Genomic DNA, 12,983 nt, shown 5'->3' on the forward strand with positions numbered 1-12,983 from the left:
AGCCGGTGGTGCCGGCGTCAGCCTGCGTGAATCGGCCCGCCAGCGCTGTCGCACCGGCCAGGTACCGGTCCGCCTCGGCATCCCTGCCAAGCCCCGACAGGCGTCACCGAGGGCACTCAACGCGGTGTACTCGGCCCACTTGTCCCCGAGCCCGATAGCCGGTTCGAGGGCGGTGAGCAGGTGTTCGCGGGCGCTGGTGAAGCGGCCCTCGCGGTTGTCCAGCCGACCGAGCCCGATGCGCACGATGGTCTCGCAGGAGGTGCCAACCAGCGCTGGGCCTTCCCGCTCAAGACGACCTGAATGCCGTTGTCGACCAGGTACAGGACGGCGTCGACGATCACCCGGCGGCACCGTCGCCAGCTCGCCCCCGTGTTCCTGGACCGGATCGCGACAGTGACCTACAACACACGAACACGTTCGTGACGATCTAGTTCGTAACGAACATGTTCGTCTAACCTGAGGTGCGTGAACTGGGAACCAGAGTCTCCGGGAACGTCCGGCGAAACCGGCACTGACCCCAACGACGGAAGGAGTTCCGTCATGACCACCACCACGCCGACAACCGAAACCACACCGGTGCTCGTGGTCGGCGGCAGCCTCGTCGGCTTGTCCGCCGCAGTTTTCCTCGCCTGGCACGACGTGCCGCTCGTCGTGGTCGAAAAGCACCAGGGCAGTTCACCGCACCCACGGGCGATCGGCTACACCACCCGCACCCTGGAACTGTTCCGCCAGGTCGGCATCGAGGTCCCGAGGTCGGCACAGGGCAGCGGCACACCGCGGCGCGCCCGAGTGGAGTCCCTGGCGGGCAAGTGGATCGAGGAATACCCCTGGAGTCCCGGCGGTGGCCCGAAGCCACGGGTCACGTACTCCCCGGTCGGCGCCACCGCCATCGCGCAGGACGAACTGGAGCCAATCCTGCGGGACCGGGCCCGCGACCTGGGTGCCGACCTGCGGCTGGGCACCGAACTGATCAGGTTCACGCAGGACGACGACGGGGTGAGCGCGACCCTCCGCCGCCGCGGTGACGGTCACGAACACGGGATCCGCGCCCAGTACGTGATCGCCGCCGACGGCGCGACCAGCCCGATCCGCGAAGCCCTCGGTATCGGCCGAGAGGGCGAGGGCCTGTTGTCGGTGCAACGCTCGATCCTGTTCACCGCCCCGATCGACCACTACCTGGAGAAGGGCGTGGTGCAGTTCGAGATCGCACAACCCGACCTTCAAGTGTTCCTGACCACCTACTCCGACGGCCGGTGGGTGCTCATGCTCGGAGACGATGTCGACCGCACCGAAGACGAGCAGAAAACCCTGGTGCGCCAAGCGGTCGGGATTCCCGACCTGCCCGTCGAGTTGATCACCACCGGGCGCTTCGAACTCGCTGCGTTGATCGCGAAGCGATTCTCGGCCGGGCGGGTGTTCCTGGCCGGCGACGCCGCGCACCAGCTGCCACCCAACCGCGGCGGGTTCGGCGCCAACACCGGCATCGACGACGCCCACAACCTCGCCTGGAAACTGGCCGCGGTCCTGTCCGGGCAATCGGACCCGCGCCTGTTGGACACCTACGACGCCGAGCGGCGGCCGATCGCCGAACTGCGCCACGAGCAGATCTTCGCCCGCGCCGACTACAAGGGCTACCTGACCACCCCGCGCTCGGACGTCCCGGTCCTGGACGACAACGCCATCGAACTCGGGCAGCTCTACCGTTCCGACGCCGTGGCCGGGGCCGGGCCCGAATTGCCGCCGGCGCAACGCCCGGACGAGTGGGCCGGTCAGCCCGGCACCCGCGCCCCGCACCTGCCGATCACCACCACCGACGGCCGGGGAACATCGACCCTTGACCTGTTCGGGCGCGGCTGGGTGCTGCTGTCGCAAGACCCGCGGTGGGCGCCCGCCACCCAGCAGACCGCCGACCACCTGGGCCTCCCGGTGCGTTTCGTGCACGTCGGCGCCGAGGTGGACACGACCGACCCACACGCGTTCCCGACCGCCTTCGGAACCGGTCCCCAAGGCGCCACGCTGGTGCGCCCCGACGGCTACATCGCCTGGCGCACGACCGATGTCCCGGTCTCCCCGGCCGAGACCTTGACCGACGTGCTCGCCCGGGTGGCCGCAGCCGGGTGAGCACTTCCCGTCCCGTCACGCCACGTCCACGGCGCGTGCCGGATCGGATGCCACGGATGCGCGGCGTTGTGCGCGCACGAGCAGCACAGCCAGCACCCCGGCGGCCACGAACGCGCCGGTGCCGATCCCGATGTAGCCGAACACACCCGTGGCCGAGTTCGCCGCCGCGCCGCCGACGTCCACCCGGGTGGACCTGAGCACGGCCGCGCCGACGAAGTTCAGGATCACCGAGCCGATCGCGATCATCACCATGACCAGGCTGGACACCACCCCCTGCCGTTCGGCGGGCGCGAGCGTCGACGCCATGTTGAACCCGGACGTCACCAGCGCGCCGGCGGTGAGGCTCAACAGGAAGGAGCAGACGACGGCGAGCGGGAGCGTCGCCACCGCGGCGAACAGCCCCAGCGTCCCCGCCAGCCCGAGCACGACACCGGCCACCAGCGTCGCGGCGGGTCCGACGCGGGTCGCGAGTGCGCCGGCGAGGGCGCCGCCGAGCACGATCCCGATGGCCGGTATGCCGTACAGCATGCCCAGCGCTCCCTCGGCGGCGAGCCCGTACCCGAGTCCCTCGTCGGCCGACACGTCGGCGAGGAGGCTGAACAGTTGCAGCATGCTCTGGTACGCGCCGGTGCCGAGGACGACCACCCCGAGCGTGAGCACCAGCGGCCTGCTGAGCTTGGTGATGTCCACCACCGGGTCGGGCGTCCGGTGTGCCAGCCTGACCCAGCAGGCCAGCGCCACGGCGCCGGCCAGGAGGATCGGCAACGGGATGGCGCCGGTCCAGCCGAAATCTCCGCCGAGGCTGACGTAGGTGACCACCGCCGCGATACCGCCTCCGAGGAGGAGCGCGCCGGCGATGTCGACCCGGCCCGGGGTCCTGACCACCGATTCGGGGAGGAAGAACCGGACGAGGAGCGCCCCGGTCGCCGCGAAGACCGCCGACACGACGAACACGACCCGGTAGCCGTAGGCGTGCGACAGCGTCTCGAAGAGGAACGGGAACGCGATGCCGAACACCGCGTTGCCGGTGGTCACGATGCCGGTGACGATCATTCCGATGCGGGTCTCGCAGATGTCCCTGACGATCCCGACGGTCAGGAAGAGCGACGCCACCGCCGCGCCCTGGACCACCCGTCCGAGCACGAACACCCACAGGCCGGGCGCGATCATGCACACCAGGGCGCCCACACCGGCCAGGACCAACGTCCACACGAGCACCTTGCGCTTGCCGTGGATGTCGGCGGTCTTGCCGAGCAGCGGCGCCCACATCGCCCCGGCCAGCAACGCGCCGGCGTTGAGCCAGGCGGGCTGGTCGGTGCCGAAGTGGTCGAGCATCTGCGGGAGGACGATGAGCGGCGCCGTGATGACGGTGTCCACCATGACGTTGACCAGGATCAGGACGGCCGCCTGGCCGACGAGGCGCTTGTTCCACCGCGTGTGCATCAGTAGGGCCTGACCCGGGTGCCGGTCGACCGGAACGGGGCCAGGTGCTCGATGACATCCTTCTCCCGGTCCGCGGGGACGCGGGCGATGAGGTACCCGTCGGTCCTGATGAGGATCAGCTCACCGGGGTGGGGGTGGTAGACGCGCTGGAACTCGCCCTCGCCGTCCACAATGGCGCTGTCCGAAGTGGATCCTATGCGGTGTACGTGCATGTGGGTCGGTTTGGCGTTGTCGAAGATGACCGGGTCGGTGTCCTCGTACGCGATCAGCGACCAGTGTGGTCCGCGCATGAGGTCGAACAGGTCGCCGCTGAAGCCCTCCCCCCGCAAGCCGCCGACGTTCGGCGCGCGATCACCCGGTACGGGGCCGGACGCGGGTCCACCGGGGTGGACGAGCGGGCTCGTGCGGTAGTGGATGCCCAGTCCGCTGTTGAGCGCACCGTCGCCGATCCCGGCGAGCGCCGAGCCCAGCCCGTCCTCCGCGCCGCGACCGGCCTGCGCCAGGGTCCTGGTCATCTTCTCCGCGCTGGTCTCCAGCACCGTGCGGGCGACCGGGATGCGCTCGGCGCCATACGTGTCCAGCAGGTGGATCCGCGCGCCGTCGAGGACGCTGGCGAGCTTCCAGCCGAGGTTGTAGGCGTCCTGGATGCCGGTGTTCATGCCCTGGCCACCCGCCGGCGGGTGCACGTGGGCGGCGTCCCCGGCGAGCAGCACACGACCGTTGCGGTAGTTCTCCACCATGCGGACGTTCACCTGGTACACCGACAGCCAGGAGGCGCTTTCCAGCGCCACGGCGCCCTTGCCTGCCCGTGCGTCGAACAGTTGCTGGTAGAACTCCAGGGACGGGGTCCCCGCGTGCTCGCCGGGCGGGATCGGGCTCTGGAACTGCCACAGGTCGTCGCCCAGCGGGGTGAGGCCGAGCATGCCGTGCTCGGACGGCCAGATGTGGATGTGGCCGCGGTCGAGGCCCGGCGCCGTGACGTCCCCGAGGTACCAGCGCTGTTCCTCGTAGGTCCTGCCGACCAGCGGGAGCCCGGCCGGCTTGCGGGTGGTGCTCTTGCCGCCGTCGGCGCCCACGACGAACCTGGCGCGAACGCCGCGCTCGCCGTCCGGTGTACTCAGGGTGGCGGTGACACCGTCGTCGTCCTGCTCGATCCCGACCACTTCCGCGGCGAACTCGACGTGTCCGCCGAGCTCGCCGAGCCGTTGCCGCAGTGCCTGCTCGACATCGAACTGACCGAGCCACAGCACGTCCGGGTACGGGGTGTGGAACTGCTCGTCCGCCCGCACCGAGATCGGCGGCTTGTCGACCACCGCGCCGGACGGCTCGTGGAACCGCACGGGCAGCCCGGCGACACCGCGCCGCAGGACGTGCTCGACGGCGCCGAGGTCGTCGAGCACTTCGAGCGATCGGGGCTGGATGGCCTTGGCCCGCGTGGCGCGGCTCGGCGCCGGGTCCCGTTCCACGATCCGGTGCGCGACACCGCGACGAGCGAGGTCGCATGCCAGGGTCAGACCGGTCGGCCCGGCTCCGATGATGAGAACGCTGGTGTCGAACGCGTCAGTCATGGCGTCCTTCCTGGGTTTGTTGAGCGACAACGGGGAGCGTGTTCTTGCGGATGACGCCCTGCTGTGCGACGACGACGATGTTCTCCGGCTTCGACAGCACGCCGATGTCCCGCAGCGGGTCGTCCGCGCAGATGACCAGATCGGCGAGCATGCCGGGCCGCAGTGTGCCCAGCCGGTCGTCGACTCCCATCAGGCGCGCGCTGTTCGACGTCGCGGCGCGGATGGCATCCATCGGGCTCATGCCCAGCTCCACGAGACACGACAGCTCGGTGAGGTTCTCGCCGTGCGCGGAGATGCCCGCGTCGGTTCCCGCGGCGATGTTCACCTTCCGCTCGATGGCGGCGGCGATGTTGCGCCTGGTGCGGTCGCGCCAGCGCAGCTTCTTCTCGTAGCGCCACGGCGGTACGGTGGCCGGATCGGGCGGTTTGACCATTGTGGACAGTGTCGGGACGAGGAAGGTCCCGTGCGCGCCGAGGAGGTCGCACCCTTCGTCGTCGATGCCGAAGCCGTGCTCGACCGACCGGACGCCACCGCGGATCGCGGCGAGGACCCCGGCCCGGCCCTGGGCGTGCGCCGCGACCGGACGACCGCCGTGCCGTCGTGCCTCGTCGACGACCGCCGCGATCTCCTCGTCGAGCAGGTCCTCGTCGTCGGGGTCGTCGGTCGCGCTGCTGATGCCGCCGGTCGTGCAGATCTTGACGACGTCGGCGCCGGCACGCAGCACCCGCCGCGCCGCGATCCGAGCCTCGCGCACGTCGTCGGCGAGCAGGCAGAAGTCGAAGCCGAGGTCCATTCCGCCGGGTAGCGTGCTGTCCGCGTGCCCGCCGGTGTGGCTGATGATGCCGACCGCGACCTGGAGTCGCGGACCCGCCAGCAGTCCGGTGGCGACGGCGTGGCGGAACCCCGCGGGCAGCGCGCCCAGGTCGCGTGCCGAGGTGACGCCGGACTCCAGGGTCCGCCGCAGCCGTTCGGTCGTCTGCAGCATGCGGACGACCGGGTCCGTCATCAGCGCCTCCTCGACGATGGAACGGTCGGACGGCATGCCGAGGTGGACGTGGCAGTCGAAGAACCCCGGGAGCAGGGTGCCGCCGCGGCCGTCGATCGTCCGGACACCCGGTGGGGCCGCGGGTGCGTGGCCCGCGGGTCCGGCGTAGACGATCCGGCCGTCGACGTCCGCCTCGAGCACGGCGTCGGGCACCGCTGCCGAGCCGGCACCATCGACCAGCGTGACGTTGTGCACGCGCAGGGCCGCCTTGCGCTCGATCTCCATGCCACCGAAACTATGGTTATCCTGCGAATGGGCCCGGATATCGCATGTTTCCTTCGGCAGTGGAGCCTTCGGTGCAGGAAACCTACGACGAACTCGACGTCGCCATCGTGGACGCCGTGCGGTCCGCGCCGCGCGCGAGCTGGCGGGAGCTGGCGCCGGTCCTCGGCATCGACCCGGCGACCGTCAGCCGACGGTGGTCGCGCATGCGCACCACGGGGGACGCCTGGGTCACCGCGCACCCGGCGGGCCGGGCGACCCCCTCGTGCGCCCTGGTGGAGGTCGACTGCACGCCGGGGCGCAGGGCCGACGTGGCGGAGGTCCTCGCCGCGGACGTGGAAGCCGCCACCGTCAAGTTGACCTCCGGCGCGCGGGACATCCTGGTCCTGGCACAGGCGCCGGACCTCGACGCGCTCTCCGCCTACCTGCTCGACCGCGTGGAACACGTCCCGGGTGTCCGAGGCGTGCGCAGCCATCCCGCGACCCGAGCGGCCCTGGAAGCCAGCCGGTGGCGGGAGGGCGCGCTCGACCTCGAGCAGCGCCGCCGCCTGCACGCCCGTGCCGGGAACCGCCGGGAGCGGGACGCGAACCTGACGACCGCCGACCGCGACATCATCCGTGCGCTCAACATCGATGGACGGATGTCGTTCGAGCGGCTCGCCGAACACGTGGGCCTGGGCCCCGTCGTCGTCCGGCGCAGGCTGACCCGCCTGGAGGACGCCGGGCTCGTCACCTTCCGGTGCGACGCCTCCCGTCGCCTGTCGGGACAGGCCGTCGCCGTCGTCTACTTCGGCTCGATCGACGTCCGCGACATCGAGCACGTCGAGGCCCGGATCCCCGCCCTGCCGGGTATCCGCGCGTGCAGCCTCGTCGCGGGGCCGTACAACGTCGTCATCGACGCCTGGCTCAGGTCGACGGCGGAAGCACACGACCTGGAGCGGAAGATGAGCCACGCGCTGCCCGGCCTGCGCGTGCAGGACCGCTCGGTGGTCCTGCGAACGGTCAAACTGCTGGGCCGCATCCTCGACGCGGAGGGAAGATCGGTGCGTTCCGTGCCACTACTGGCCGAAGGTCACTCCGCATCCGCGGGCAACGGGACGTCATAGGCGTTGAGCACCAGGGAAATACCGGTGTACTGGGCGATCAGGAAAACCAGCTCCGCCGTGCCCGCCGCACCGAGGCAGCCGACCGCGGCGCGGTAGAGCGCACCCGGCAGCGGGCCACCGGTGTAGAGGCACGCCGCCACGTCGTGGGCGATCTCCTGTTCCGGCGTCAGACCGGAAGGCCGTTGCCCCGCGACCAAACCCGCGACGACCGCGCTCGACAGCCCGATCGCCGACGCGACCCTGCTGTGGGAGTACAGCTCGTAAGCCGCGCCGTACCGTGCACCCGTGGCGAGGATCGCGACCTCGCGCACCCGAGCGGGAAGCACGGACTCGCCCGCCACCGTGGTGAACCACTCCAGCAACGGGCGCGCGAGCCGGGGAAAGCGCAGCAGCGCGGGAAAAGGGCCGACCAGCGCACCGTCCTCGTCCGTCGACGTGAACGGAACCCGCTGTCCGTCCATGATCCGCCGAGCTTGCTCGTCGAGCGGTCGCTGCTCGTCCGAGAGGTCGCCGGGCTTGATCGGGGGCATTCGCACGGTTGCTCCTGTCGAGGTCCGCTGTTGGCGACCAGCCTGCGACAAGGTCGTCCCGGAACTCGTCGATTGCACGTTTCCTGTCGCGAGGCGCTTGCACGCGCACGGCTCGAAGACGTGCGGCAGGTGTTCCGGCGCGATTCCGTCGCCGTCGTCGCGTACCGCGATCCTCACGTGCCGGTCCTGGGAGCCGGCTCGTGACCGGTGCGCCGGGCCGGGTGTGCTGCACCGCGTTCGCCGACGCCGTGCTCCGGTCGCTCGTGCGGCAGGTCCTTGTGGCGGTGGGACTCAGTCGTCGATCGACGGCCCTGGTCCGGTCACGGCGTACCGGGCGGCGATGGTGCGGACGGCCTCGTCGACCACCTGAGCGACGCGTTCGGCGCTCACCTCCCAGCCCGGCACCAGGAGTGTCGGCCAGAAGACGTAGTTGGAGATCATCCCCAGGAACTGGGTGGCTGCGAGGTCCACGTCCTCGATCCGCACCGTTCCCGCCTCGTGCTCAGCCAGGAGGTAGCTGCGCACGGACTGGAAGTAGGGCATCTTCCCGTGCGAGAACTGCGCGTGGGCCAGCTCGGGGAACCGCGGCAGCTCGGCGATGACGATCCGGAACAGGTCGGTCATCTGGGCGCGGCCCAGCAGCTCGGCGTAACGGCGACCGATGATGCCGAGCCCGTCGACGACGTTGCCCGCCGGCGGGGGATCCTCCTCGTCGGCGGTCGACCAGGACTCGGTCACGATGGCGTCGAACAGGGCGGCTTTGCTCGGGAACTGCTTGAACAGGGTGGCCCGCGAAACGCCCGAGCGCTCCGCGATCCGCGCCAGCGACGTCCGGTCGTAGCCCAACTCCAGGAACAGCGCGGTCGCGGCCGCCACGATCAGCGCGCGCTTCTCCTGGGCGACGCGCTGGTGGTACGTCGGTACGACCCTGCTCATGGACCGAGTATATGAGGTGAGTGGCTTGACTCACCACTGCCGCCCCCCTAGTGTCGAGGCAGTGGTGAGTCACTTGGCTCACCATCGGCCGGCCGTTCATCGCCTACGAGCCCGGTCGGTCACCCACGTACCGAGGGAACATCCGATGAACCGCTTCGACAACCAGACCGTGCTCGTGACCGGTGGGACCGGCGGCCAGGGATCGAGCCACGTACGCGCCTTCCACGCGGAGGGAGCGAACGTGGTGATCGGCGACATCGACACCGAAGGCGGCGCCGCTCTCGCCGACGAGCTCGGCACCCGCGCTCGCTTCACCCGCCTCGACGTCACCGACGAGAGCTCGTGGTCCGCCGCTGTGCTGGCCGCCGAGAGCGCCTTCGGCGCCCTGGACGTGCTCGTCAACAACGCGGGCGTCCAGAACCCGCCGGCGCTGATCGAGCAGACGGACCAGGCCACGTGGTCGCGCATCCTCGGCATCAACCTCACAGGGACCTTCCTCGGCATCAAGGTCGCCACCCCCGCTCTGCGCCGCGCGGCAGGGGGAGCCATCGTCAACATCGCCTCGACGATGGGCCTGGGCGGCACGGCGCACTACGCGCCGTACGTCGCCAGCAAGTGGGCCGTGCGAGGTCTCACCCGCACGGCGGCGCTCGAACTCGGCCGGGACCACATCCGCGTGAACACCATCCACCCCGGCGTGATCGCGACCCCCTTCATCCACGAACCAGCAGCCGGCGCCACCGCGGCAATCGCCGACTTCTACTCACCCGAGCCGTTCGCCATCCCCCGACTTGGAGAGCCGACCGACGTCACCCGGCTTCTCCTGTTCCTCACGTCATCGGACGCGTCGTTCATCACGGGGTCGGAGTACGTCATCGACGGTGGGCTCCTCCTCGGCCCCGCCCTTCAGGCCGAGACCGCGTGAGCAGTCCGGACGCCGATCGGGTCGAAAGACTCCGCACGGGACGAGTCTTCGTCCCACCTGCCCAACCACATCCGACGAGCCGTCGACTCCACCCCCGCCGCGGGGTCGCCGTTCCTCGTCGCGGAGCCAGTCCCGCCGGGAGTCTATTGCTCCAGATGGGACAGGAGGCCGTCCAATGCCTCCATGAGGGCTGCGGCGTTGGCCGGGTCGAACCACGTGGTGCGGATACGCTCGTTGTTCCCTTTGGGTGTCTCGTGATCGGCAGCGAGCTGGTGCAGAGGGCGGCTCTCGTCGTTCAGTGAGCGGCCGACGTTCTGGAACAGGCCGCGCACGTACCGATCGGCGGCGTCGGGGGCGATGCCGTGGTCGGTGGCCCACGAGGTGATCGTGGCGAGGTAGGCGTAGTGGGCGGTGAGGGTTCCGGTGAGTGCGGAGAAGACGTTGAAGGCGTTCTCGTCCGCGACCGGGAGCGCACCGCCCAGTTGTTCGAAGAGAGCGTCCACCGCCGGGTGCGAAGGGCAGGTCACGGTGACGGAGCGGCGCTCGCGCACCGCGGGCAGCGGGATGGCGCGGATGATGGGTGCGCCGGTGGCGAGGGTCCGACGCAAGTCGTCGATGGCGACGCCGGCCATCAGGTTGACCACAGGGCGGCGCGGAGGAACGCGAGGATCTCGGCTTGGGCGGCTTCGGCCTGTGGCTCCACGCCGGGCAGGGTGAGGAACGCGTGCTTCGCGCCCGGGTATTCGGAGAGCCGCACAGGGGGCCCTGCCTCGCTCAGCCGCTCGGCGTAGCGGCGGCCGTGGTCGGCGACCGCGTGCCGGGTGGGCACCACCACGAGTGCCGGGGGGAGCCCGCTCAGGTCGTCGGCGTACAGCGGCGAGACGGCGCCGGCATCGGCTCCCGGCGGGACGGCGAGCCGCTGGAAGAGCCGCAGCAGCGGCAGGGCCCGGCTCGGGCGGTACGCGTATTCGGTCATGGAGGGGTACTCGAACATCGTCCCGGTCACGTCGACCGCGGGGTTGACCAGCACCTGGGCCTTGAGTTCCAGGTTGGCCTCCCTGTCCCGGATGGCCGTCAGCGCGCTGATCAGCGCGCCGCAGCTCTCACCGAACACGGCCGCGTGCGCCGGGTCGACGCCCCACTGCGCGGCGTGCCGCACCACGTGCCGGAGCACGTCCCAGCCGTCGTCGGCGGCGTTCGCCAGCGGGCTGCCGGGGGCGAGGAGGCGGTGCTCGACCGAGACGACGAGGGCGGGCAGCCGCGCGGCGAGGCGGCTGTTCGTCCAGTCGCACTGCACCGCCGTGCCCACGAAGCCGCCCCCGTGGACGTGGACCACCAGTGGCAGGTCGCTTCGGGCCGCGGCTTCGCCGCCTCCCGTCACCGCCGGCCGGTAGACCCGGACCGGTAGGGCCGGGCAGTGCGATCTCCTGCCAATCGATCGTGGCGCCGGGGTCCGGCTCCCCGAGGATCGCCCGCGCCGCGCTGGAGGCCCGGAAGCGGTTCTCCGCCTCGCGGTAGGCCAGTAGTTCCTCGGTCGTCACCACCGAGTAGTCGGGCTCGGGCGGTCGCGCCGCTGCCGCAGGCCCGCGTCGGGACTCATGTCCCCCCCGGACCTGGCGGGTGGAGGCAGCGCTGGGACTCCGGTCCAGCGAGGACCTTCACCCGGTGAGCAGGCGTCGACACGTGGTGAAGTGCTCCGGTCACTTGATGCCCGAGGAAACGGGTGCTCCCCGCCCACAGCGTGGACGGGGAGCCCGTGGTCACATCGCTTGTCAGGCGACGTGGTGGACGCCGGACCAGGTCGGGTAACGCCAGTGCGCTCCCGTGTAGTAGTCGGTCTTCGTGTGGCCGATCACGTTGCCGTAGACCTGCAACTCGCCCCCTGTCGTGATGGCGGTCAAGTCCGCGAACCCGTCACCGGTGATGTCACTGAGACTGATGTCGTAGACGGTGTTCCATCCACTGACCACCTGCCAGGAAACATCCCAGAATGGAGTGCTTTCGCGCCCTGGCAGGAGGATTCCGTTGCCGTAGACTTGCAGCGACCCGTCGGTGCGGATCGCGGCGAGGTCGGCGTAGCCGTCGCCGGTCACGTCACCCAATGCGATGTCGATGACGTCCGTGCCCCAGCCCGATTCGTAGACCTTCAACGGGCCGGAGAACGGGGACTGGCCGTCGCCGACCTGCTTGGTGTTGAGGAAGACCTCCAACTTGCCGCTCGACGTCACCGCGGCCAGGTCCGCGAACCCGTCCTGGTTGATGTCGCCCGCGGCGATCTTCCGGTAGCCCGACCAGTTGTCGTACTGCCGCCACACGCCGGTGAACGGCGATTGGTCCGCGTTGATCAGTGACCCGTTGCCGTAGATCTGCAACTTGCCGGTGTTGGTCAGCACCAGGAAGTCCGCGAACCGGTCACCGGTCACATCGGCCGTCGTGATCGACACCGCGTCCTGGTTCCAGTTCGTGTTGTCCGTCTGCCACATCACCCCGTGGAACGGAACACCGTTGTTGCCCGGCACGAGAATCCCGTTGCCGAACACCGCCAACCGACCCTCGGCCGTCACCGTCGTCAGGTCGGCGTAACCGTCACCGGTGATGTCACCCTCCGACCGGTCACGGGGTGCCGGAGGCGTCCCGAGCCGGTTGACGGCGGCCTGCGCGCGGTCCAGGTACTGCTTGTACTTGCCGGTCTTGTACGTCACCCATGCCTGGAAAGTGCTGTTGCGGCCCAGGTAGATGGCGTACGCGGCGTTGGCGTTGCACTGCGCGTCGTACGTGCAGGCGTTGGAGAACTGGGTGTGGATGGAGTTGATCTGCCACAGGCCGCGGTCGATCGTCCCGTTCGTGTTGTGCCCGGTGGCCGCCGGGTTGCACCCGGACTCGGCCAGGGCGATCGCGACGGCCGTGACGAGGTTCCCCGTCCTGGTGAACCCGGCGTTATCGCCGACGGTGGCGCACAGGTCGGCCGGGGCGTCGAGCGGCGCGGCCACGGCGGGCGCGGCGGCGACCGGTAGCGCGAGGCCGATCGCGGCCACGATCCCGAGTGCCTGGTATCCCCACTTCATCGCTTCTCGGCTCCCTTCCGGA

The 12,983-nt window shown here is 70.3% G+C and carries 11 protein-coding genes; 3 read left to right on the forward strand and 8 right to left on the reverse strand.

Features of this window, described 5'->3' with window-relative positions; genetic code table 11:
* Positions 1–540: 540 nt before the first annotated feature.
* Positions 541–2,121, forward strand: a complete 1,581-nt coding sequence (locus tag C8E97_RS10705; RefSeq protein WP_121003994.1) for an FAD-dependent monooxygenase — start codon at positions 541–543, stop codon at positions 2,119–2,121.
* Positions 2,122–2,136: 15 nt separating this feature from the next.
* Here C8E97_RS10705 and C8E97_RS10710 read toward each other — a convergent pair whose 3' ends face one another.
* From C8E97_RS10710 to C8E97_RS10720, 3 genes are read right to left on the reverse strand one after another with little or no spacing between them, the layout of a single operon-like run.
* Positions 2,137–3,564 (reverse strand): MFS transporter, encoded by a 1,428-nt coding sequence (locus C8E97_RS10710; RefSeq protein ID WP_211346965.1) that lies wholly within the window; start codon positions 3,562–3,564, stop codon positions 2,137–2,139.
* Positions 3,564–5,132, reverse strand: coding sequence for an FAD-dependent monooxygenase (locus tag C8E97_RS10715; protein WP_121003997.1), 1,569 nt, complete (start codon positions 5,130–5,132; stop codon positions 3,564–3,566). Before C8E97_RS10715 ends, C8E97_RS10710 begins: the two co-directional genes overlap by 1 nt.
* Positions 5,125–6,402, reverse strand: coding sequence for a metal-dependent hydrolase family protein (locus C8E97_RS10720; RefSeq protein ID WP_121004000.1), 1,278 nt, complete (start codon positions 6,400–6,402; stop codon positions 5,125–5,127). The genes C8E97_RS10715 and C8E97_RS10720 overlap by 8 nt, the downstream gene beginning before the upstream one ends.
* Positions 6,403–6,473: 71 nt before the next feature.
* On the opposite strand from C8E97_RS10720, the gene C8E97_RS10725 reads away from it, so the two are divergent.
* Positions 6,474–7,505 (forward strand): Lrp/AsnC family transcriptional regulator, encoded by a 1,032-nt coding sequence (locus C8E97_RS10725; protein WP_170211741.1) that lies wholly within the window; start codon positions 6,474–6,476, stop codon positions 7,503–7,505.
* Here C8E97_RS10725 and C8E97_RS35895 read toward each other — a convergent pair.
* Both C8E97_RS35895 and C8E97_RS10735 read right to left on the reverse strand, forming a co-directional pair.
* Positions 7,472–8,212 (reverse strand): carboxymuconolactone decarboxylase family protein, encoded by a 741-nt coding sequence (locus C8E97_RS35895; protein WP_147455051.1) that lies wholly within the window; start codon positions 8,210–8,212, stop codon positions 7,472–7,474. The two genes, C8E97_RS10725 and C8E97_RS35895, sit on opposite strands and share 34 nt — an antisense overlap.
* 114 nt (positions 8,213–8,326) lie before the next feature.
* Positions 8,327–8,971: a TetR/AcrR family transcriptional regulator gene (locus C8E97_RS10735; protein ID WP_121004009.1), complete on the reverse strand. Its 645-nt coding sequence runs from the start codon at positions 8,969–8,971 to the stop codon at positions 8,327–8,329.
* 145 nt (positions 8,972–9,116) lie between these two features.
* Here C8E97_RS10735 and C8E97_RS10740 point away from each other — a divergent pair, with 145 nt between their 5' ends.
* The gene (locus C8E97_RS10740) at positions 9,117–9,896 is read left to right on the forward strand and encodes a glucose 1-dehydrogenase (protein ID WP_121004012.1); all 780 of its coding nucleotides are present in this window, start codon (positions 9,117–9,119) and stop codon (positions 9,894–9,896) included.
* A gap of 143 nt (positions 9,897–10,039) precedes the next feature.
* Here the strand turns inward: C8E97_RS10740 and C8E97_RS10750 are convergent, their stop codons facing one another.
* The 3 genes from C8E97_RS10750 to C8E97_RS10760 form a co-directional block, all read right to left on the reverse strand.
* Positions 10,040–10,540, reverse strand: coding sequence for a hypothetical protein (locus C8E97_RS10750; RefSeq protein WP_211346966.1), 501 nt, complete (start codon positions 10,538–10,540; stop codon positions 10,040–10,042).
* Complete coding sequence (locus C8E97_RS10755; RefSeq protein ID WP_246018799.1) at positions 10,528–11,277, reverse strand: alpha/beta hydrolase; 750 nt, start codon at positions 11,275–11,277, stop codon at positions 10,528–10,530. Before C8E97_RS10755 ends, C8E97_RS10750 begins: the two co-directional genes overlap by 13 nt.
* Positions 11,278–11,668: 391 nt before the next feature.
* Positions 11,669–12,961, reverse strand: coding sequence for an FG-GAP-like repeat-containing protein (locus tag C8E97_RS10760; RefSeq protein WP_121004015.1), 1,293 nt, complete (start codon positions 12,959–12,961; stop codon positions 11,669–11,671).
* Between the last annotated feature and the right edge of the window lie 22 nt (positions 12,962–12,983).

The organism is Saccharothrix australiensis (assembly GCF_003634935.1).
Taxonomy (GTDB): Bacteria; Actinomycetota; Actinomycetes; order Mycobacteriales; family Pseudonocardiaceae; genus Actinosynnema; species Actinosynnema australiense.

Coding starts and splice junctions, on each gene's coding strand:
- C8E97_RS10720 (WP_121004000.1), bottom strand. CDS start 6,402: ATGGAGATCGAGCGCAAGGCGGCCCTGCGCGTGCACAACGTCACGCTG.
- C8E97_RS10715 (WP_121003997.1), bottom strand. CDS start 5,132: ATGACTGACGCGTTCGACACCAGCGTTCTCATCATCGGAGCCGGGCCG.
- C8E97_RS10760 (WP_121004015.1), bottom strand. CDS start 12,961: ATGAAGTGGGGATACCAGGCACTCGGGATCGTGGCCGCGATCGGCCTC.
- C8E97_RS10735 (WP_121004009.1), bottom strand. CDS start 8,971: ATGAGCAGGGTCGTACCGACGTACCACCAGCGCGTCGCCCAGGAGAAG.
- C8E97_RS10710 (WP_211346965.1), bottom strand. CDS start 3,564: ATGCACACGCGGTGGAACAAGCGCCTCGTCGGCCAGGCGGCCGTCCTG.
- C8E97_RS10740 (WP_121004012.1), top strand. CDS start 9,117: ATGAACCGCTTCGACAACCAGACCGTGCTCGTGACCGGTGGGACCGGC.
- C8E97_RS10705 (WP_121003994.1), top strand. CDS start 541: ATGACCACCACCACGCCGACAACCGAAACCACACCGGTGCTCGTGGTC.